The sequence below is a fragment of the Bradyrhizobium sp. ERR14 genome (genome assembly GCF_014198235.1).
Classification (GTDB): Bacteria; Pseudomonadota; Alphaproteobacteria; order Rhizobiales; family Xanthobacteraceae; genus Bradyrhizobium.
In genome coordinates this window covers 75,724-95,057 of the sequence record NZ_JACIHD010000008.1, presented here as the reverse complement: position 1 = coordinate 95,057, position 19,334 = coordinate 75,724, and the positions used below count along the sequence as shown (strand labels likewise).

Genomic DNA, 19,334 nt, shown 5'->3' with positions numbered 1-19,334 from the left:
CTCCTAAGCGTAGAGATATCCGACAGGCTTGCCTTCGGTGCGCAGCGGACGAATGTCTTTCTGCGTGATGATCTGGCCGGCGAGACTGTCGATCTCGTCGCGCTGCGTCGGCGTCCAGCCGCGAAGGTCGTCGATACCCTTGAGAAGGCCGAGCCGCAGCACCTGCGTGTTCTCGCCGACCGCAATGAGGCTGATCGAGCTCTTGCCTGCGGTCACGACGTCGCCGGCCGCGAGCTCGAAGGCCTCACCCGCCTTGTTCCTGAATTCGGCCGTGCCGCGAATGACGCGATAGATCACGACCTCGCCCTTGGCGAACGAGGCGGCGTCCGCGGATGCCGATGTGCTCTTCGGCAGGAGCGACCGGCCGCGCGGATCTGTTGCGATGATGTGCCCGGTGACGAGCTGGCCGCTCGGCGCCTCGATGCCGATATCGCGCACGTAAACCGGCAGCCCCGATTTGATCGAGCCGTCGCCAAGCGGCTTGAACAGTGCATCCAGCGCCAGGGGATCCTGAAGCCAGAAGCCGGCATTGGCCGGGCGATCGTGCAGCGGATGGCTCCAGGCCACGCGCGGCGTTTCGGCTTCGTTGATCCGATCGGGACCGACGATGGTGGGATTCGGAAAGGTGGTGGGATCGGTGATGAAGGCTTCGAGGAATTTGCCCGAATAGCCCATCGAGACCGGATCCGGCACCACCGTCTGCGGCGTCTTCAAATTCTCTTCGGTTGGCAAACCCGACCAGGTGTAGAACAGCTGGCGATGCACGATCGCGCTTTGCAGCATCACCGCGCCGGGTCCGACATTGTAGAAGCGCCCGTCATAGTCGAAGGTGAAAGCGCCCGAGGTGACCAGCACGAGCTGAAAGCCGCCGGGCGGCAGATGCAGATGGAAGTCGGTGGGACCGGTGTCAGGACGGTAGATCGGCAGATTGGTCGCGACTTCGTGGAGCAGGAAGGTTTCGTTGTTGGCGTGAAAGCCTTCATTGGCGCGATTGTAGAGCGCTTGCGGGCGATACGTCGCCTCGAACTTCGCATTCCGATCGCGATCGATCGCGATGAAGTCCTGCGTGTTGAGGCGGAGCGGCGCGCCATTCGGATGGGTGAGGCCGGTCGTCTTGAGATCGCCCGCAGCATGCACGTTCATGACGTTCTCCGCTCTGCGCCGTTGCTTCGCTTGCACCGTCATTGCGAATTTTGGGCCAGTTGGTTTGCGAAGCAGCAAGCGGGCCTGGCGCCGCGATGCCGGCGTGCCCGTTCAGGAAAAATCCGGTGGTTGCACGGGAGGTTAGATCGACGGCTTGTTCTGCTGATCGGACGCGTGCCGGGGATGCGCGCGTCCGGCGCAGTGAGGGGACCTGTCTAATTTGTCGGCAGGGCGGGAGTGCGCGTGCAGCGGCGGCGGTGCCCGGATCGGTCCGATGGCGCCTTGGGGATTTAGCGAAAACGTCGCGACCGGGCAGGGCGGCGATTGACAGATTGTTCATGTTTTGTTCTTATGCTGCGACCGAGATGGAGGCAGCCATGGACAACCGTATCAGCGAAATTCGCAGAACCATCAGAGCGCTCCGCGTCAGCATGCGCGAAGCCGAAGCGATCATGCATGAGCAGATCAACCGCGACGAGGACTGCAGCTTCGTGGCGCAGGAAGTCATCAAGATGCGCTCGGTCATGAGCCTGCTCGCGAAGGAGCGGATCGCGCTCGGCGATCACGAGCCGATCCTCGTGAACAATTTCTTCATCCCGCGGCGCCGGCCGACGCGAAAGCCGGTCACGGCTCTTTCGCCGACCGCGGATTCCGTGTTCCGTCCGCGCGTGATGGCGCGGGTTTGACGCAGAGGGCGGCTCAATCAAAGGCGTGAGGCGCGGCCCGATCCGGCTTGCCGGCCGGGCTGTCAGCCCACTTTGCCATCTCCATGGTCCGGGCGTCGACGCCCTCGCACCAGAAGCAGCTTGGCCGCGCGCGGCCGTTCTCGGACAGGATCGGGACCAGGCTGTGGCCGCAACCGGCGCACCAGGCGATGTCAGTCATGCATTCCCCCACGGCGTAGCAAATTCAGAAATGACGTTCTCGTCCGGGAAGCTTGCGCGGGCGCTATGACGGCGCTGGAGCGCTGCGCCCGATCGGCGCGCTGGTTCCTGAGATCGTCGATGTAGCGATCCATCGTGACACGGCTGCGATGTCATCGCCGTTTTCGCGATAGGCGCGAAGCTGGAATTCGGCCGAGCTGCCGCGGTCTACAATGACCCGGCAATGCTCGATCTCGGCGGCGCAGCCCAGTGCGTCGGCGTCCTCGGTGGTGTCGTCGATGATTCGGGAGAGCATCTCCGAGATCGTGACCGGTCCGTCTCTGGAGGCGAAGATGCAATCGGTGCCGTAGCGCTGGGCGCGCCATTTATTCTCAACCGCAATTGCGCGTTCGACCGCGGTGACCCCCTTGGACAGATCCGGTCGCAGATAGAGGCGGCGCGTCAGGCAGCGATAGAGCGAGGCGATGGCGACGGCGTCGTCGACGAAGGTGCAGGTATCGGGCGCCCGAAGCTCGAGGGTGGGGTGCCGCATCGACGGGCGCATCGCCCACCAGATGTGGCTCTCGTCGGGAATGACGCCGGAGCGCTGCAGCGCGCCGACATAGTCGTCGTAGTCCTGCCGGCTCTCGAACAGTTCGGGCAGGCCGGTGCGCGGCAGCTCGGAATAGGCGGCGAGACGGTAGCCCTTCAGCCCGGTCTTGTGCGAATTCCAGAACGGGGAGGACGCGGACAGCGCGATGAACAGCGGCAGATGCGGCAGCATCGCCCGCATCACCGCCATGCGCTTCTCGGGATCGGGCAGCTGGACGTGCACATGCATGCCGCACATCATGTTGCGATGGCCGATGCTGCGCAGATCCTCGATCATCTCCTCATAGCGCGGTTTCGGGCTTGGCTGCGACATGCGCCAGACCGCGGTCGGGTGCGTGCCGCAGGCCATGATCACGAAACCATATTGCGCGGCGACGTTCGCGACTTCGCGCCGCAGGAAGCGAAGCTCTTCGCGGGCGTCGTTGACGTCGACGTGAACGTTGGTGGCGACCTCGAGCTGGGATTGCAGCATCTCCCGCATGGCCTGACCGCCGGTCGACCAATTCGCCGATTCGAACAGCTCGTTTGGAGTTTGAATGGCGACCTCGAAGCTGCGGCGGTCGGCCAGGAAGTACTCCTCCTCGATGCCGAAGGAATATTCAGCCGCCTTGGCCCCGCCGCCGGCAGAGCGAATGACCAGGTGCTGCCTGTCACCCGAGGAATCGAGGCGCAGCAGTTTCAAAACGCCTGAAGTACATGTCATTGGCCACCCGGCAAAGGCATTACCTGCGGGCGATAATCCGTCTGACGGGGGCGGGTTCCGCGTCGTACTCACCGGAAATTGCAACGTCGAACGGAACAATCTTCACGTTTTCGGACGCGCGCGCGATCAGCGCGTGATTTGGCGGCACTTCGGACCAATCCGATTCCTTGTCGAAGGGTTCGGACACGACGATGACCTGGCCGCCGTCCTCCCGGTAATACAGCGTGTTTGCGGCGTCGTTGACCGCAACGCGAAACGCATAGAGATCCCGGCCGTTCGCGATCGCACTGGTGAAGCGCAGCCGTTCGCGCAGCTGCCCCTCGTTGACGAGGCCGACGAGGGCGTGCAGCACGCGCCGCGTCGCTTGAAGCGGATCGCTGTCGAGCCCGGCACCCATCATCGCCAGGAACACAGCCTCCGAATCGGTCGTGCCCAGCCGCGATGGATAATAGGCATCGGGGATCAGCGCCTCGACCTTGCGCCGCAGCCGATTCCAGCTCCCGACGAATCCGTTGTGCATGAACATCCAGTGGCCGCAGGCAAAGGGATGGCAATTCTGTCGCGTCACCGCCGTGCCGGTGGCGGCGCGCACATGGGCAAAGAACAAGTGCGAGCGCAGATGCCGACAGAGGTAGCGCAGGTTTTCGTCCGACCAGGCTGGGCGGGTCTCGCGATAAAGGCCGGGCTCCGGATGCTCGCCGTACCAGCCGAGACCAAAGCCATCGCCATTCGAGCCCGCCGTGGATTGCAGCGAGCGGATGCTCTGCGCGACCAGCGAATGTTCGGGCTCGGTGACGTAAGGCTCAAACGAGGTGGTCTCGCCCCGGTATGCGATCCAGCGGCACATGGGAGTTCCTTGCGGCTTCCTGTCAGACAATGCGTGCTGAGTTGCACCAACACACCCGCCGAGGCGATGTTCCCGGCGCCGAGGGCTTGCCCCGGACGAGTGCAGCGCCTCTTGGCGGCGCACTGCTGAGCCCGGGCCCTTAAGGTTGGGTGCGCCATCTGGGTCCCGGCTCTGCGCAGCAGCGCTACGCGTTGCATCGCGTCCGGGACACGGAGCGCGACGTGCTTAACGAAATGCACGACCGCGGAACCGATGCGGCGGCTGGTCGCAGTCATCTCGCCTTGATTCCGACGGACCCACCTTTATCTCTGACACGAACAAGAATCCGGGCCCCTCTGGCGAGGACGCCGACGTTCGTCGGCAAACCTCGTGATGTCGGATGACCTGTCCCGCGCGAATGCGATGGATCGGCCGATCGTCGGGCCTCTGTACTCTCTCTCCGACCATTCGTCCCCATCGCAGCTCCGTGCGGCCATTTCGCAACATTGAGGAGCAACGATGACTGACGCCAAGCATTCAAATCCGATCGAAATCGAAATCACGGAACCGTCCAGCCTGAACGAGCAGGCCGCGGTCGCGCTGGTGATCGTGGGCGCGCTGGTTGCGGTTGCCGACCGGCGGGTTTCGCCGGTCGAGCGCGACGAGGTGATCCGTTTCATCAAGGATCGCAAGCTGGCGCCGCACATCTCGGACGAACGGCTCTATGCGATGTTCGATGAGCTCGCCGCACGGCTCGAGGAACCGGATTTTGCCAATGTCGTGATCGACACGCTGCGGCCGGTTTCGAACCTGCCGCTGTCGTCCCATTTGATTGAGCTGTCGGAGCGGGTGGCTGCGGCGGATGAGGACGTCCATCCCCACGAAGTGCAGGCGATCAAATTGTTGCGCTTGCTGACGCTGGTGCTGCCGCGCGCGAAGCCGGTCACGTCGGGTCAAGGGCGCACCGAACGGCAGATGGCCACAGAGGAGTAGGCATGAGCGCAGCATCGCACGAGCGTACGAGTGAAGCCGCAAGTCCCGCCAGCGAAATGGCCGGCGGCGACCCGCGCCTCGAAAAGCTCGTCGATCGGCTGCCGCCGCGTATGGGTGACACGGTCACCTATCTGCTCAAGCCGTCGAACCGCTGGGTCAGAATTCCATCGGGCGCGCTCCTCATTGTGGGCGGCGTGCTTTCCTTCCTTCCGATCCTCGGCGTCTGGATGCTGCCGCTCGGTCTCGCGCTGCTTGCCGAGGACGTGCCTGCGTTGCGCTCCTCACGTTCGAAGGTCCTGGATTGGGTCGAGCGGAAGAAGCCGCATTGGCTCGATCCATCCGCATCGAAAAATGATCAATCATGACTGAATTCATCACGCCCGAAGCGCTCACTGCGCTGCTTCAAGTCGTCCTGATCGACCTCGTTCTCGCCGGCGACAATGCCGTCGTCATCGGCCTCGCCGCAGCGGGACTTCCGGCCAAACAGCGCCGCCGCGCCATCATCGTCGGTATCGCTGCCGCCACGGTACTGCGCATCGTCTTCGCCGGCGTCGCGACCCAGCTGCTGCAGGTCATCGGCCTGTTGCTTGCCGGCGGCGTGCTGCTGCTCTGGGTGTGCTGGAAAATGTGGCGCGAGCTGCGCGAGCAGTCGCATGGGGGGCAGCTGGCGTTCAGCCATGGCGGCGGCGCGGACGGTGCGACCGTGCAGCGAAAGACCTTCGGTCAGGCTGCGGTGCAGATTGTCGCCGCCGACGTCTCGATGTCGCTCGACAACGTGCTCGCGGTCGCGGGCGCCGCGCGCGAGCATCCCTACATTCTCGTCTTCGGGCTGTTGCTGTCGGTGGCGATGATGGGTGTTGCCGCCGATCTGCTTGGTCGCGTGCTCCAGAAGCATCGCTGGGTCGCCTATGTCGGCCTCGCCATCATCATTTACGTCGCCTTCGAGATGATCTATCGGGGCTCGCTCGAGCTCGCGCCTGTCATCGCGAGTCTCTGAGGCGACAACTCTTTCCGCAATCCGGAGTAATTCATGACGTCCGAACCCAAAGCACCTTCGGCGCAAGGCGAGCCGCCGCGCCTAGGCCTGTTTGCGCAGCTCATCTTTGGCTCCCGTTGGCTGCAAGTGCCGCTCTATGTCGGCCTGATCGTCGCGCAGGCCGTCTATGTGCTGCTGTTCCTGAAGGAGCTCTGGCATCTGGTCGCGCACTCGTTCGACGCCAGCGAGCAGCAGATCATGCTGGTCGTGCTCGGGCTGATCGACGTCGTCATGATCTCGAACCTCCTGATCATGGTGATCGTCGGCGGCTACGAGACCTTCGTGTCCCGCCTGAACCTGACCGGCCATCCCGACGAGCCGGAATGGCTGAGCCATGTCAATGCCAGCGTGCTCAAGATCAAGCTCGCGATGGCGATCATCGGCATCTCCTCGATCTCGTTGCTCAGGACCTTCATCGAGGCCGGCAATCTCGGCACCACGCGCAGCAATTTCACCGAGACCGGCGTGATGTGGCAGGTGCTGATCCACATGACCTTCATCGTCTCGGCGATCGGAATCGCCTGGGTCGACCGCCTCAGCGACAACGGCCATCGCAAGGAGGCCGGCCACGGCTGAGCTCGCGTGGCCGTCTGATAACCTCCCGAGCGGCCAATCCTGAGCCCGCCTGATCGTCCGATCCGGCGGGCTCCTTTTTCAATCGATAAAATTGTCTGCAAACCGCTCAGCAGCAGCAAACCCTGCGGACAAGAAGCCTGGTGCCTTAAACCAGGCCTTTGGAACCGATCTGCATCCTGCTCGCAAAAGGGCAGGGCTATCGGCATGTCAATTCTAAGGGAGATCGTCGCATCGGTCGCGGGAGTCTACGCGCTCCTGCTCGTCTGTGACGCATTGTTCGGGGTCGGCGAGGCGCGCTTCGACGACGCCTATTATCGCGCCAGCTTCTACGCACCGCGGCCGAAGGAGTTTCGGTTTGCGACCGACACGCCGCCGGCGGTCCGCGTCAGCGACGCGTTCTCGCAGTTCGCGCCGGGCGAGGCCAAGCCCAACAGGCGCTACTCGTCCCTGACGACGATTATCCGTTAGGGCCTGTACTCATTAATCGGCTGTCCGCCTGACGTCCGGTTTACCGCCAGCCAGGGCGCTGGCAGTTCAACCGCTAATGAGCTTGTCGAATCCGACCAGTAGCCAGAATCCGACGGCGCGACCCGAGCTAGATGGACCATGGCTGGAAACTGCCGGCAACGTGATCAATGAATATTGAGCTTTTCCAGAGGCAATTGCAGTTCCGCCGCTCTCTCGGCACGATCCCTCTTGCGGAACTCGTTCTCTTTGCGTTCGAACTTGATCATCTCCTGCTGAGCTGCTTCGAGCAGGCGATTTCGCTTAGCGTCGTCGTATTGCGTATTGTCGGTCATGATCAGGTCCTCTCGCGGCCTTACTCCTAAGCAAATCGGGCGACAGCGCCAAGGTTCGATGCCTGAAAATTACGGATTTATGACGGCGCGAGAGCAGGGCAGCAGTTAAAAGAGGCGCGGCCGGGCTTGAAATATGCGTCCCGGCGGCGCCCTATTCTCTAACTGAGCACTGAAATCTCAGTTGACGCCAATGTGCAACGAACATGCCACAGGCTCGTGACATCACCTTGCTCCTGCATCACGGTCGTGGCCCTTTCTGTGCCAACTAGTGCCTAAGGCACGCCTTCAGAAACTCGATAGGTGAAATACCTTTCCTGCCGCGTATGTGCCGTTTCACATCTTTTACGTGAAGCAACGCTAAGATCTCCGGTGAACGCCTTTTACAAATGTCGGTAATTTTCAGCAGTTGCAGCTCTTGGAGCTCGTAATGAATAGTCGTGGTCGGATTTGCGACCGTATGATCATTTTGAATCAACGGGTCTGGTTGCTCAACTCTCAACTTGCAGAACTTCGGAACCTCCGCGCTCGGGTATTGAAGACCTGCGAGAGAAGCAGCCGCAAACGATCGAAAGTCCGAGTTATCTGGGCCAAGCGGCGGTAAATTTGTAGTTGTAGTGTCCGCTCTGGGTTACGAACAGTAGATCAAGGTGGCGACTTCCGCTTTACGGTGGTGAGCCGACATTTATGGGTTCACGCCCTAATTCAAGGCGGACGCCGGCGGTCCCACGGCCTTCAGCTCAGAGGCTTCCTCGTCGGTGAAGATGCGGCTGCGCGCCGGGAATCGCACGCCTTTCAGCGTTTCCACGGAAACGCTCGAGCCGCGGCCGCACGATATCCACAAGGCCTTGTGTTGCCCGACAGGCAAAACACGCGAGCCCTGGGTCAACGCGCGCTGCCAAAAATATTCCACTTTACCGAAATTCGGAAATCGCGTATGTGTCGCTGCATCCCGGCCCAACGAAGAGGGGCGTATCGCGATCGTCACGAACGCGGGCGGGGTGGCGGTGGACGTGGGTCACATCGGCGCTGAGGGTTTTGCAGGGCGGGCAACCGTGAGCGAAACACCTGGCGCACACGACCGGTGGGATCCGCGTACGGCAAAATCGTGTGGTCCTGGCGCCCGGGGTCTGTGCGCCAAGTCTTGCGGTGATGTGGCGGTCCAACCGGGCACGCGCATCAGTCATCCACAAGGCGACGGGGGCAATAGTGCAACGCTCCCCGGGGAGAGTACGACATAAGCCGTAAAGCCACTGCGCAGGGAAGGCCGGGATGCTCCGGTTGCCCTGTTACCCGCTATGCATGAAGCACACGCAATCTGCTCTTCGCATGGCGGTCGATGGGAGCCAACCGGCTCCCGGCCTTCCCTGCGCCCTCTTTCATGAGAGGGTGAGGTACTGGTCAAAGCTCGGGCGAGAAAAGCCGCGAGAACGCGAAGCTGTGTCTCAGTCCCCCTGAATCCATTCGGCGACGCCGCGCCACAGCGTGTCGCGATGCTCGGGGCGGAAAAAGCCGAAATGGCCTATTCCCTTGGCGCCGACGTCGGACGGCTTGACGTTGAGCACCTCCGGCTTGATCGCGGTGAACCCGCTCGCGAGCAGCTCGACAGCCGGCCGCGTCGCCCAGGGATCGTCGGAGAAGCACAGCGCCCGCAGTTCGCCCTTGAACTTCGCAAAATTCTCCAGCGCCGGCAGTTTGGAATCGAAGAGATAGCGGGGGCTCGAGACCCAATTGGCCCATTGCAGGAAGACCCCCTTGGGCAAATCCTCCCCGACGCCGGCCCAGCCCGGGGCGTAGCCGAGCGTGTGGGTGAGCGGGACGCCAATGAGGTTCATGAAGGCGAATACGCGGTATTTCTCCGGCGACGTCATCAGCCGCCACGTCGCGGCCTGCGAGGCCACGAACGCGGCGCGCGAGATTTCGCTGTTGTTGGCGATCAGCCCCAGCGCCTGACCGCCGAAGGAATGGCCGACATAGGCCAGCGGCAGGGTGTTGTAGCGCTCCCGCATCCAGCTGACCGCGGCGGTGACGTCGAGCGCGGCCCAATCCGACATCGAGGCCTTGAAGCCGACCAGCGATTTCGGCTGGTTGTAGCCGACCATCGCCGGCAGCCGGGAATCGCCGATGCCGCGATAATCGTAAGTGAGGACCGCGCAGCCGCGATGGGCGAGGTAGGAGGCAAAGCCCCGATAAATCTTGCGCGGCACGGCGGTGGCCGAATTGATCAGGACGGCATGGCGCTTGGTGCCGCGCGGCAGGAACAGGGTGCCTGCCAGGGCATACCCGTCGGTCGCCGGGAAGTTGATCTCGTCGATGAAAACGTCGTCCAGTGCCGCGTCCATGGCCGCAAGGTATCCTGCCAGTTTGCCTCGCCCTCCCAGCAAATGCGAATTTGGCTTTCCCCGCAAGGGTTTGCAGTGCCGACTGGATTTACAACTGGCGGGGCGGGGCCAGCCTGTGTATAAGGCGGCCCTCGCAACCCCTAGATCAGGTTGTGCTTTTTGCTTCACGGAGAGATTGCGATGTCCGAGCGGTGGACGCCCGAGTCCTGGCGCAGCAAGCCGGTGCTACAGGTGCCCGACTATCCCGACGCCAAGGCCCTGGCCGACGTGGAGGCGCAGCTCGCGACCTTTCCGCCGCTGGTGTTCGCGGGCGAGGCGCGCAACCTGAAGAAGGCGCTGGCCCGCGTTGCGGCCGGCGAGGCCTTCCTGCTCCAGGGCGGCGACTGCGCCGAGAGCTTTGCCGAGCACGGCGCCAACAACATCCGCGATTTCTTCCGCGTGCTGCTGCAGATGGCGGTGGTGCTGACCTACGCCGGCGCGGTGCCGGTGGTGAAGGTCGGCCGCATCGCCGGCCAGTTTGCAAAGCCGCGCTCGTCGCCGACCGAGAAGCTCAATGGCGTCGAGCTGCCGAGCTATCGCGGCGACATCGTCAACGACATCGCCTTCACCAGGGAAGCGCGCGTGCCGGATCCGCAGCGCCAGCTGATGGCCTATCGCCAGTCGGCCGCGACGCTGAACCTGCTGCGCGCGTTTGCGACCGGCGGCTACGCCAATCTCGGCAGCGTGCATGAGTGGATGCTCGGCTTCCTCAAGGATTCGCCGCAGTCCCGCCGCTACAAGGAATTGGCCGACCGCATCTCCGACGCGCTCAACTTCATGCGCGCCTGCGGCCTCGATCTCGAGAGCCATCCGGAGCTGCGCGCGACCGATTTCTACACCAGCCACGAGGCGCTGCTGCTCGGCTACGAGCAGGCCATGACCCGCGTCGATTCCACCACCGGCGACTGGTATGCGACCTCGGGCCACATGATCTGGATCGGCGACCGCACCCGCCAGCTCGATCACGGCCATATCGAATATTTCCGTGGCATCAAGAATCCGATCGGGCTGAAATGCGGCCCGTCGCTCAAGTCCGACGAGCTTTTGAAGCTGATCGACGTGCTCAATCCCGACAACGAGCCGGGACGGCTGACGCTGATCGGCCGCTTCGGCTCGGACAAGGTCGGCGAGCATCTGCCGAACATGATCCGCGCCGTGAAGCGCGAGGGCAAAGTGGTGGTCTGGTCGTGCGATCCCATGCACGGCAACACCATCACCTCGACCTCGGGCTACAAGACGCGCCCGTTCGACCGCGTCCTGTCGGAGGTGAAGTCTTTCTTCACGATCCATGCCGCCGAAGGCACCCATGCCGGCGGCGTGCATCTGGAGATGACCGGGCAGGACGTCACCGAGTGTATCGGCGGCGCCCGCGCGATCACGGACGAGGACCTCAACGACCGCTATCACACGGTCTGCGATCCCCGCCTCAATGCCGAGCAATCCATCGACATGGCTTTCCTGATCGCCGAGCTCCTCAAGCAGGAACGCGCGGGCAAGGCCACGCCGATGCCGGCCGCAGCGGGGCTCTAGGATCTTGCTGCGGATCTGGAAGGCCACGATCAATTCCCGTAACGGTCTGGCCTTTGCGTTCCGATCGGAGCAGGCCGTCCGCGAGGAGATTTTTGCGCTCCTGGTGTCGCTGCCGCTGGCCTGGTTGGTCGGCGCGACCGCGATGCGCGCGGTCGAGCTGGTCTGTTCGGTTGCGTTCGTGCTGACAGTCGAGCTGCTCAACACCGCGATCGAAAAGCTGGCCGACCGGCTGACGATGGATCACGACAAGCAGATCGGGCGGGTCAAGGACATGGGCTCGGCGGCCGTCGGCGTCGCGCTGCTGATGGCAGGCGCGTTCTGGATCATCGCCATCATCGAGCGACTGGGATTTATCTGATCGGAGCGCGGCGGCCATGACCGAACGTCTCAAAGCATTCGCGGTCACGCTCGCCCAGCTCAATCCGACCCTGGGCGACATCGAGGGCAACGCCGTCAAGGCGCGCAGTGCGCGCGCGAGAGCCATCGCCGACGGCGCCGATCTCGTGCTGTTTCCGGAATTGTTCATCGCCGGCTATCCGCCGGAAGACCTCGTGCAGAAGCCGGCCTTCCAGGCGGCCTGCCGCGCTGCGATCGAGGCACTGGCCCGCGAGACCGCCGATGGCGGGCCGGCCATGCTGGTCGGCACGCCCTGGGTCGAGGACGGCAAGCTCTACAATGCGTGCGCGCTGCTCGACGGCGGCCGCATCGCTGGCTTGCGTTTCAAATGCAATCTGCCGAATTACGGCGTGTTCGACGAGAAGCGGCTGTTTTCGCGCGGCCCTGCGGCGGGCCCTGTGACCGTGCGCGGCGTGCGCATCGGCGTTCCCATCTGCGAGGACATCTGGCTGGAAGAGTCCCAGGATTACGAGAACGTGGTCGAGACGCTGGCCGAGACCGGCGCCGAGATCATCCTGGTGCCGAACGGCTCGCCTTACGCCCGCGACAAGAACGACGTGCGCCTGTCGGTCGCGGTCGCCCGCGTCACCGAGAGCGGCCTGCCGCTGGTCTATCTCAACCAGGTCGGCGGCCAGGATGAGCTGGTGTTCGACGGCGCCTCCTTCGCGCTCAACGGCGATCTTTCGCTTGCGGCGCAATTGCCGGCGTTCGAGGAGAGCATCGTCACGCTGCGCTTTGTGAGAAATGGCGACGACTGGCGCTGCACGGGCCCGGTCGCCGAGCAACCCGAGGGCGACAAGGCCGATTACGCCGCCTGCGTGCTGGGCCTGCGCGACTACGTCACCAAGAACGGCTTTCCCGGCGTGCTGCTCGGCATTTCCGGCGGTATCGATTCGGCCCTCTGCGCGGCGATCGCGGTCGATGCGCTCGGCGCCGATCAGGTGCATGGCGTGATGCTGCCGTACCGCTACACTGCAGCACACTCGATCGCCGATGCGGGCGAGCTCGCCGGCCATCTCGGCATCCGCTATGAGGTGCTGCCGATCGCGGAGGCCGTGACCGGCTTCGAGACCATCCTCTCGGGCCTCTTCAAGAATCTGCCGCCCGATATCACCGAGGAAAACCTCCAGGCCCGCAGCCGCGGTACGCTTCTGATGGCGATCTCCAACAAGACCGGGTTGATGGTGGTGACGACAGGCAACAAGTCGGAAATGTCGGTCGGCTACGCCACGCTCTATGGCGACATGAACGGCGGCTTCAACCCGATCAAGGATATCTACAAGACCCAGGTGTTTCGGCTGGCAAGCCTGCGCAACGGCTGGAAGCCCGATGGCGCGCTCGGGCCGGCGGGCGAGGTGATCCCGCCCGACATCATCACGCGGCCGCCGAGCGCGGAGCTGCGCGAGAACCAGACCGACCAGGATTCGCTGCCGCCCTATGAGGTGCTCGATGCCATCCTGGAGCGTCTTGTCGAGCGCGAGCAGCCGCTGGATCAGATCATCGCCGCCGGTTTCGATCGCGAAACGGTCACCCGGATCGATCATCTGCTCAACGTCGCCGAATACAAGCGCCGCCAGGCCGCGCCCGGCGTGAAGGTGACGCCCAGGAATTTCGGCCGCGATCGCCGCTATCCCATCACCAACCGCTTTCGCGACAAGGGGGAGGGGCTGCCCGCCGTCGACGAAACGTTGGTCTCGCGCGGCAGCAAGGCGTCGATCGACGCGTTCGAGGGGTGAAGCTTTCGGTGTGAGGACGATAGCGCCCCATGGTTCGCTGTCATCATCCGCGGAGGCGGATGATCCAGTACTCCGCGGCGGATATTGAGACGACCGACTTCGGCCATAGCGCGTCAATAGGGATGGCCCCGCGCTGGTGTGTCGAGCAGGTGAGGCATGGCAGACGAGTTCATCCTAGATATTGAGGATCTCCGTGAGGTCGCTGCCTACGCGGCGGAAAATGCCGCGGACGTGCTGGAGATATTCGAGCAATCGTATCCCGCAGATTCCCGTCCGCGCGATGCGCTCGAAACCGCCCGGACGTTCGCAAGAGGAGGCAAGCGGGTGAAGGCCTTGCGCGATGCTGCCTGGGCCGCGCTGAAGGCAGCAAAGGAAGCCGAAAATGCAGCAGCCAGCCAAGCTGCGCGCGCCGCGATGTGTGCCTCATCCGCGGCCTATCTCCATCCCTTGGCTCGATCGACTCAGGTCAGGCACATTCTCGGCGCGCCCGCCCATGCAGCCCGGGCCACTGAACTTGCAGCGGGCGATGCTGCAGATGTTGGTGCCGACTATGTTGAGCGCGCCGTCCGGCGCGCGACGCCTGGGCTCGTCGAGGTTCTGCGCCGCTACCCGCTCGCACCGTCCGGTGGAGGGCGGGTTGGCGAACTGCTGCGCGCAATCGACCGCAGGCTTCGCAGCGAGCTGGCGTAACCAGATGCCCACCTCGCAAAGTAATGGCGGTGAGAACTCAGATTGCCGCTACGACGGGGTTGCGAAAAACAGCACCCGCAGGAAGTGCGTGTATTCGGATTCGAGCACCATGATCGACACAAAGACCAATACCGCGATCGGCGGCAGCAGGATGGCATAGGCCAAGGCCAGTCGCTCCCAGGCCATGTGCATGAAGACGGCGACGATCAGGCCGGCCTTCAACACCATGAACAGCAGGATCAGCGACCACCTCAGATAGCCATGCAGGCCAAAGTAGTCGACGAGGTAGGAGCACGTGCTGAGGACGAACAACCAGCCCCAGACCACGAGGTAGAGCTTGATCGGGTGCTGTTGACCCTTGGCGTGAACGGCTCCCGTTGCGACTGCGCCATGCGCCGGAGCGTGGAGCTGTCCTTCCATGTGTACCGCCGCGTTTGTCATGCGCCGACCTCACCAAAGATAGAAGAATGCAAAGATGAATACCCACACGAGATCGACGAAGTGCCAGTACAGGCCCGTGATCTCGACGATCTCGTAATACCCCTTGCGGCTCGTGAAGAAGCCACGCCTCTCGACGTCGAAGTCGCCGCGCAAGACCTTCCGCGCAATGGCGATCAGGAAGATCACGCCGATCGTCACGTGGGTGCCGTGGAAGCCCGTGATCATGAAGAAGCTCGCGCCGAACTGCGGTGCGCCCCACGGATTGCCCCAGGGCCGGACGCCCTCCATGATCAGCTTGGTCCATTCGAAGGCCTGCATGCCGACGAAGGTTGCGCCGAACGCCGCTGTGGCCAGCATCAAGGCTGCGGTTCTGACGCGATCGCGGCGGTAGCCGAAATTGACGGCCATCGCCATCGTTCCGCTGCTGCTGATCAGCACGAAGGTCATGATGGCGATCAGGATCAGGGGGATGTGGTTGCCGCCGATATTGAGGGCGAAGACTTCGCTGGGATTCGGCCACGGCACGGTCGTCGACATGCGCGCCGTCATGTAGGAGAGCAGGAAGCAGCTGAAGATGAAGGTGTCGCTGAGGAGGAAGATCCACATCATGGCCTTGCCCCAGGACACGTTCTTGAAGGCGCGCTGATCAGACGCCCAGTCGGCGGCGATGCCGCGCCAGCCCTCAAGCCGCGCAGTCGAATGGCCCGGATTTGTCAGCACGGTCTCTGCCATCTGGTCTCGCCTCCCTAGCTCAGCAATCGGCGACAGATGTTGACGAAATCGTCGGTCCAGCCCGTGAGAAGCCCGAGCAGCACAAGCCAGACCAGCAGCAGGAAATGCCAATAGATGGCGCACAGCTCCACGCTCAAGCGCATGTCGGCGATCCCGGCGCCGCGCCACATCTTGGTCGAGGTTCGGCCCAAAGCCACCAGACCGCCGGTCAGATGCAGCCCGTGCACTGCGGTCAACAGGTAGAAGAAGGAGTTCGCCGGATTGGACGCCACGAAATATCCGGCCGCGCCGAGCTGTTGCCAGGCCAGGAGCTGTCCGCCGAGGAAGATCACGGCAGCTGCGCCGCCCGCGAGCAGGCCGATCATGACGCCTTCAGCGTCGTCTCGGCGCGCGGCCACGTAGGACCATTGCAGCGCGACGCTGCTCAGGATCAGGACGCCCGTGTTGAACCACAGCAGCCGCGGCACGGGCAGCGTCCGCCAGTCCGCCACGTCCATGCGCATCGAGTAGGCGCTGATGAAGAGGACGAATAATGCGCTCGCGACGGCGAGAAACACCCCAAGTCCGACCTTCGCTGCCGGCCAGGTCATGGCATCGCCGCCGGGGAAGTCACCAACCGGGCCTTCCTCCAGCCAGGGCTTGGCCGTCAGCCGCTGCTGCGACAGCCACCACCCGGCGATCACCGCAAGCACAGCCAGGAAAAGGATGATGGCGCTCACGAAGCAGCTCCCTGAATGAGCTGCGTCGCGTGCGGCGGCTGGTTCTGCGGAATGAAGTCCTCCGCGGCGCCAGGCACACTGTAATCATAGGCCCAGCGGTACACGACCGGGAGCTCCTTGCCCCAGTTGCCGTGCCCCGGAGGCGTCTCCGGCGTCTGCCATTCCAGCGTCGTCGCCCGCCACGGATTGCCGCCTGAGGCCTCACCTTTGAACAGGCTCCAGGCAAGATTGAACAGGAACACCATCTGGCTGAAGCCGACGGTCAAGGCCACCACGGAGATGAAGGCGTTCAGTGAATGGGCCGAGGACGGGATGAACGACGTATCTCCGAGTTCGAAGTACCGGCGCGGAACCCCGAGCAGTCCAAGATAGTGCATGGGGAAGAAGATCAGGTAGGCGCCGAGGAAAGTGACCCAGAAGTGAAACTTGCCGAGTGCGTCATTGTACATTCGCCCCGTGACCTTGGGGTACCAGTGATAGATCGCGCCGAGCACGACCATGATCGGCGCCACGCCCATCACCATGTGGAAATGCGCGACCACGAACATGGTATCCGAGAGGGGCACGTCGACGACGACGTTGCCGAGGAAGAGGCCGGTGAGCCCGCCGTTCACGAAGGTGATGATGAAGCCGAGGGCGAACAGCATCGGCACCCTGAGATGAATGTCGCCGCGCCACAGGGTCAGCACCCAGTTGTAGACCTTGATCGCGGTGGGGATGGCGATGATGAGCGTCGTGGTGGCGAAGAAGTACCCGAATTGCGGGAACATGCCGCTCACATACATGTGGTGCGCCCATACGATGAAGCTGAGCGCGCCGATGGCCACGATCGCCCAGACCATCATGCGGTAACCGAAGATGTTCTTGCGTGCATGCGTGCTGATCAGATCGGAAACGATGCCGAAGGCGGGCAGGGCAACGATGTAGACCTCGGGGTGGCCGAAGAACCAGAACAGGTGCTGGAAGAGCAGCGGGCTGCCCCCGCCATATTTCGATAGCTGGCCCATCTCGACGAGGGAGGGCATGAAGAAACTGGTTCCCAGCAGGCGGTCGAGCAGCAGCATGACCGAGGCAACGAAAAGTGCAGGGAATGCCAGCAACGCCATCACGGTTGCCGTGAAAATGCCCCACACCGTCAGGGGCAGGCGCATCAACGTCATGCCGCGGGTGCGTGCCTGGAGCACCGTCACCACGTAATTCAGCCCGCCCATGGTGAAGCCGATGATGAACAGGATCAGGGACGACATCATGAGAATGATGCCCCAATCCTGCCCGGGCGTTCCGGAGAGGATTGCTTGCGGCGGGTACAGCGTCCAGCCGGCGCCGGTCGGGCCGCCGGGCACGAAGAATGTCGAGGCCAGCACGAGGACTGCGAGCAGGTAGACCCAATAGCTCAGCATGTTCACATAGGGGAAGACCATGTCCCGGGCGCCGACCATCAGCGGGATCAGGTAGTTGCCGAAGCCGCCCAGGAACAATGCGGTGAGCAGGTAGATCACCATGATCATGCCGTGCATGGTGATGAACTGAAGGTACTGGTTGGCATCGATGAAGGAGAAGGTGCCGGGGAATCCCAGCTGCAGTCGCATCAGCCACGAGAGCACCAGGGCCACCAGCCCGATGGCCGAGGCCGTCAGCGAGTACTGAATGGCGATCACCTTGGCGTCCTGCGAGAAGACATACCGTGTCCACCAGCTCCTCGGATGATAGAGCTCGACATCAGGTACTTCGGCAGGCGGAGTGCCTGCGATCCCTTCATATGGAATATCGACCATAGAAAACCTCCTCGGTCGTTTCCATCGGGGGCGATGAGTTGGTCTCACGCACCCGATCCATCTTCGCGGCGGCGCCTTGCTACTTGCCGCCGGATTGATATGTCGCCTTCACGACGGTGCTTGCAGGCGGCAATCCTGCAAACGTTTTCTGTTGCTCCAGCCAGGCGTGATATTCACGCTCTTCGTCGACGATGACCTTGGCCCGCATCTGATAGTGAGCCGCGCCACAAAGCTCCGCACAGAGAACGTCGAACGTTCCGGTTCGGATCGGCGTGATCCAGAAATAAGTCACCATGCCCGGAACCATGTCCATCTTGGCCCGGAATTCGGGCACGTAGAAATCGTGCAGGACATCAACCGAGCGGAGCAGAACCTTGACCGGCTTTCCCAGTTGAAGGTGCAGGTCGCCGTTCTCGATCACGACGTCGTCCTGCGCATGCGGATCATCGCGATTGAGCCCCATCGGATTTTCGGACGCGATGTTGCGGACATCGGATGTGCCCAACCGCCCATCCTTGCCCGGAAGGCGGAAGCTCCATTGCCATTGCTGGCCCATCACCTCGACCTCGGTGGCATCCGCAGGCACCGTCACGAACTGGTGCCAGACCACGAGGCCAGGGGCGAGCATCGCCGCGACGCCGATTCCGGTTCCCACGCTCAGCCACCATTCGAGCTTTTTGTTTTCAGGATTGTAGTCAGCCCGTCTTCCCTCCTTGTGGTGAAAGCGGAAGACGCAATAGGCCATGAAGGCGATGACCGCGACGAAAACGAAGCCCGTGATCCAGAACGTGATGTTGATGGTGTGATCGATATAGGCCCAGTTCGTGGCGATCGGCGTCCACCACCATGGGCTGTAGAGGTGAAACAGCACCGAGCCGATCGCGACCAGAAGCAGTATCAGTGCGACAGCCATCCTGATCCATCCTTGCCATCGAAGGCTACGGATACGAATCCAGGGCGGAGCTCATGTCTGTCGCGATGGCTGGCCTTTTTCGGTTGGCACTTATGCCATCGCCGGCCTCTTGCCTCGCCCATTCCACTGGCCGCGAAATCAAGAGAATATTCGCGACCATCAACTCTAAGGGCGTCTGCGTCTAAAATGATACCAGCCCAACCCGGCGTCAATAGCGCAATGTAGGTGCCCCGACGTGGTTGATCGCCGTGCTGGCAAAGCCGACAGAGCATCAGGCGCGCAGGTTGGGTCTGGGTGATGCAACGCACAAATCCGTGCTAGTGCACAATTCACCCAACCGTGAGTGCAGCCTTGCGCCGCAAGCGCTAGACTTTGCGAGGCAGGTCGCGACGGGTTCCGTCCGGCCAGGCTCGTTCGTTGAACCTGGGTTGCCGTACTCGACCCATCGCGTTTCCTGCTCATCAGGCGGACA

Annotated in this window: 21 protein-coding genes; 10 read left to right on the top strand and 11 right to left on the bottom strand. The window is 62.9% G+C overall.

What is annotated here, in order from left to right:
- Positions 1-3 precede the first annotated feature (3 nt).
- Positions 4-1,143 carry a hypothetical protein gene (locus tag GGD62_RS22820; RefSeq protein WP_183710323.1) on the bottom strand — a complete coding sequence of 380 codons (1,140 nt, stop codon included), beginning with the start codon at positions 1,141-1,143 and terminating at the stop codon, positions 4-6.
- 377 nt (positions 1,144-1,520) lie between these two features.
- On the opposite strand from GGD62_RS22820, the gene GGD62_RS22815 reads away from it, so the two are divergent.
- Complete coding sequence (locus GGD62_RS22815) at positions 1,521-1,829, top strand: hypothetical protein (RefSeq protein ID WP_246800223.1); 309 nt, start codon at positions 1,521-1,523, stop codon at positions 1,827-1,829.
- A gap of 13 nt (positions 1,830-1,842) precedes the next feature.
- Here the strand turns inward: GGD62_RS22815 and GGD62_RS22810 are convergent, their stop codons facing one another.
- From GGD62_RS22810 to GGD62_RS22800, 3 genes are all read right to left on the bottom strand, one after another.
- A complete protein-coding gene (locus GGD62_RS22810; protein WP_018319991.1) occupies positions 1,843-2,028 on the bottom strand; it encodes a hypothetical protein in 186 nt (61 codons plus the stop codon).
- A 63-nt stretch (positions 2,029-2,091) separates the two neighbouring features.
- Complete coding sequence (locus GGD62_RS22805; RefSeq protein WP_183710321.1) at positions 2,092-3,321, bottom strand: carboxylate-amine ligase; 1,230 nt, start codon at positions 3,319-3,321, stop codon at positions 2,092-2,094.
- A gap of 19 nt (positions 3,322-3,340) precedes the next feature.
- Complete coding sequence (locus GGD62_RS22800) at positions 3,341-4,168, bottom strand: class II glutamine amidotransferase (protein ID WP_183710507.1); 828 nt, start codon at positions 4,166-4,168, stop codon at positions 3,341-3,343.
- Between the two features lie 498 nt (positions 4,169-4,666).
- On the opposite strand from GGD62_RS22800, the gene GGD62_RS22795 reads away from it, so the two are divergent.
- From GGD62_RS22795 to GGD62_RS22775, 5 genes are all read left to right on the top strand, one after another.
- Entirely contained in the window at positions 4,667-5,140 is a 474-nt protein-coding gene (locus GGD62_RS22795; protein WP_018319994.1) for a tellurite resistance TerB family protein, read from the top strand.
- A 2-nt stretch (positions 5,141-5,142) separates the two neighbouring features.
- Positions 5,143-5,505, top strand: coding sequence for a hypothetical protein (locus tag GGD62_RS22790; RefSeq protein ID WP_018319995.1), 363 nt, complete (start codon positions 5,143-5,145; stop codon positions 5,503-5,505).
- Positions 5,502-6,137: a TerC family protein gene (locus GGD62_RS22785; RefSeq protein WP_018319996.1), complete on the top strand. Its 636-nt coding sequence runs from the start codon at positions 5,502-5,504 to the stop codon at positions 6,135-6,137. Before GGD62_RS22790 ends, GGD62_RS22785 begins: the two co-directional genes overlap by 4 nt.
- A gap of 33 nt (positions 6,138-6,170) precedes the next feature.
- Entirely contained in the window at positions 6,171-6,752 is a 582-nt protein-coding gene (locus GGD62_RS22780; protein ID WP_018319997.1) for a TIGR00645 family protein, read from the top strand.
- A gap of 204 nt (positions 6,753-6,956) precedes the next feature.
- The gene (locus tag GGD62_RS22775; RefSeq protein WP_026202291.1) at positions 6,957-7,220 is read left to right on the top strand and encodes a hypothetical protein; all 264 of its coding nucleotides are present in this window, start codon (positions 6,957-6,959) and stop codon (positions 7,218-7,220) included.
- A gap of 164 nt (positions 7,221-7,384) precedes the next feature.
- Here the strand turns inward: GGD62_RS22775 and GGD62_RS22770 are convergent, their stop codons facing one another.
- Positions 7,385-7,552, bottom strand: coding sequence for a hypothetical protein (locus GGD62_RS22770; RefSeq protein WP_018319998.1), 168 nt, complete (start codon positions 7,550-7,552; stop codon positions 7,385-7,387).
- 1,442 nt (positions 7,553-8,994) lie between these two features.
- Positions 8,995-9,891, bottom strand: coding sequence for an alpha/beta fold hydrolase (locus GGD62_RS22765; protein ID WP_183710319.1), 897 nt, complete (start codon positions 9,889-9,891; stop codon positions 8,995-8,997).
- 180 nt (positions 9,892-10,071) lie between these two features.
- On the opposite strand from GGD62_RS22765, the gene GGD62_RS22760 reads away from it, so the two are divergent.
- The 4 genes from GGD62_RS22760 (at position 10,072) to GGD62_RS22745 (ending at position 14,282) form a co-directional block, all read left to right on the top strand.
- Complete coding sequence (locus GGD62_RS22760) at positions 10,072-11,460, top strand: class II 3-deoxy-7-phosphoheptulonate synthase (protein WP_018320917.1); 1,389 nt, start codon at positions 10,072-10,074, stop codon at positions 11,458-11,460.
- 4 nt (positions 11,461-11,464) lie between these two features.
- Positions 11,465-11,818 (top strand): diacylglycerol kinase, encoded by a 354-nt coding sequence (locus GGD62_RS22755; protein ID WP_018320918.1) that lies wholly within the window; start codon positions 11,465-11,467, stop codon positions 11,816-11,818.
- 16 nt (positions 11,819-11,834) lie between these two features.
- On the top strand, positions 11,835-13,592 hold the full coding sequence (locus GGD62_RS22750; protein ID WP_183710317.1) for an NAD+ synthase: 1,758 nt from the start codon (positions 11,835-11,837) through the stop codon (positions 13,590-13,592).
- Between the two features lie 156 nt (positions 13,593-13,748).
- Entirely contained in the window at positions 13,749-14,282 is a 534-nt protein-coding gene (locus GGD62_RS22745) for a putative immunity protein (RefSeq protein ID WP_104461659.1), read from the top strand.
- 48 nt (positions 14,283-14,330) lie between these two features.
- Here the strand turns inward: GGD62_RS22745 and GGD62_RS22740 are convergent, their stop codons facing one another.
- The 5 genes from GGD62_RS22740 to GGD62_RS22720 all read right to left on the bottom strand — a co-directional run bounded on the left by GGD62_RS22740 (position 14,331) and on the right by GGD62_RS22720 (position 18,862).
- On the bottom strand, positions 14,331-14,723 hold the full coding sequence (locus GGD62_RS22740; RefSeq protein WP_183710314.1) for a cytochrome C oxidase subunit IV family protein: 393 nt from the start codon (positions 14,721-14,723) through the stop codon (positions 14,331-14,333).
- 9 nt (positions 14,724-14,732) lie between these two features.
- The gene (locus tag GGD62_RS22735; RefSeq protein ID WP_179730973.1) at positions 14,733-15,455 is read right to left on the bottom strand and encodes a heme-copper oxidase subunit III family protein; all 723 of its coding nucleotides are present in this window, start codon (positions 15,453-15,455) and stop codon (positions 14,733-14,735) included.
- A gap of 14 nt (positions 15,456-15,469) precedes the next feature.
- Positions 15,470-16,174, bottom strand: coding sequence for a cytochrome c oxidase subunit 3 (locus tag GGD62_RS22730; protein ID WP_183710313.1), 705 nt, complete (start codon positions 16,172-16,174; stop codon positions 15,470-15,472).
- Complete coding sequence (locus GGD62_RS22725; protein WP_018320923.1) at positions 16,171-17,949, bottom strand: cbb3-type cytochrome c oxidase subunit I; 1,779 nt, start codon at positions 17,947-17,949, stop codon at positions 16,171-16,173. Before GGD62_RS22725 ends, GGD62_RS22730 begins: the two co-directional genes overlap by 4 nt.
- A gap of 79 nt (positions 17,950-18,028) precedes the next feature.
- The gene (locus GGD62_RS22720) at positions 18,029-18,862 is read right to left on the bottom strand and encodes a cytochrome c oxidase subunit II (RefSeq protein ID WP_018320924.1); all 834 of its coding nucleotides are present in this window, start codon (positions 18,860-18,862) and stop codon (positions 18,029-18,031) included.
- Positions 18,863-19,334: the final 472 nt, after the last annotated feature.

Bases quoted from the DNA above. Each gene is read 5' to 3' on its own strand.
- GGD62_RS22775 (WP_026202291.1), top strand. From the start codon at position 6,957: ATGTCAATTCTAAGGGAGATCGTCGCATCGGTCGCGGGAGTCTACGCG.
- GGD62_RS22720 (WP_018320924.1), bottom strand. From the start codon at position 18,862: ATGGCTGTCGCACTGATACTGCTTCTGGTCGCGATCGGCTCGGTGCTG.
- GGD62_RS22765 (WP_183710319.1), bottom strand. From the start codon at position 9,891: ATGGACGCGGCACTGGACGACGTTTTCATCGACGAGATCAACTTCCCG.
- GGD62_RS22790 (WP_018319995.1), top strand. From the start codon at position 5,143: ATGAGCGCAGCATCGCACGAGCGTACGAGTGAAGCCGCAAGTCCCGCC.
- GGD62_RS22770 (WP_018319998.1), bottom strand. From the start codon at position 7,552: ATGACCGACAATACGCAATACGACGACGCTAAGCGAAATCGCCTGCTC.
- GGD62_RS22780 (WP_018319997.1), top strand. From the start codon at position 6,171: ATGACGTCCGAACCCAAAGCACCTTCGGCGCAAGGCGAGCCGCCGCGC.
- GGD62_RS22800 (WP_183710507.1), bottom strand. From the start codon at position 4,168: ATGTGCCGCTGGATCGCATACCGGGGCGAGACCACCTCGTTTGAGCCT.
- GGD62_RS22820 (WP_183710323.1), bottom strand. From the start codon at position 1,143: ATGAACGTGCATGCTGCGGGCGATCTCAAGACGACCGGCCTCACCCAT.
- GGD62_RS22745 (WP_104461659.1), top strand. From the start codon at position 13,749: ATGGCAGACGAGTTCATCCTAGATATTGAGGATCTCCGTGAGGTCGCT.
- GGD62_RS22795 (WP_018319994.1), top strand. From the start codon at position 4,667: ATGACTGACGCCAAGCATTCAAATCCGATCGAAATCGAAATCACGGAA.
- GGD62_RS22740 (WP_183710314.1), bottom strand. From the start codon at position 14,723: ATGACAAACGCGGCGGTACACATGGAAGGACAGCTCCACGCTCCGGCG.
- GGD62_RS22815 (WP_246800223.1), top strand. From the start codon at position 1,521: ATGGACAACCGTATCAGCGAAATTCGCAGAACCATCAGAGCGCTCCGC.
- GGD62_RS22735 (WP_179730973.1), bottom strand. From the start codon at position 15,455: ATGGCAGAGACCGTGCTGACAAATCCGGGCCATTCGACTGCGCGGCTT.
- GGD62_RS22725 (WP_018320923.1), bottom strand. From the start codon at position 17,949: ATGGTCGATATTCCATATGAAGGGATCGCAGGCACTCCGCCTGCCGAA.
- GGD62_RS22810 (WP_018319991.1), bottom strand. From the start codon at position 2,028: ATGACTGACATCGCCTGGTGCGCCGGTTGCGGCCACAGCCTGGTCCCG.
- GGD62_RS22750 (WP_183710317.1), top strand. From the start codon at position 11,835: ATGACCGAACGTCTCAAAGCATTCGCGGTCACGCTCGCCCAGCTCAAT.
- GGD62_RS22805 (WP_183710321.1), bottom strand. From the start codon at position 3,321: ATGACATGTACTTCAGGCGTTTTGAAACTGCTGCGCCTCGATTCCTCG.
- GGD62_RS22785 (WP_018319996.1), top strand. From the start codon at position 5,502: ATGACTGAATTCATCACGCCCGAAGCGCTCACTGCGCTGCTTCAAGTC.
- GGD62_RS22760 (WP_018320917.1), top strand. From the start codon at position 10,072: ATGTCCGAGCGGTGGACGCCCGAGTCCTGGCGCAGCAAGCCGGTGCTA.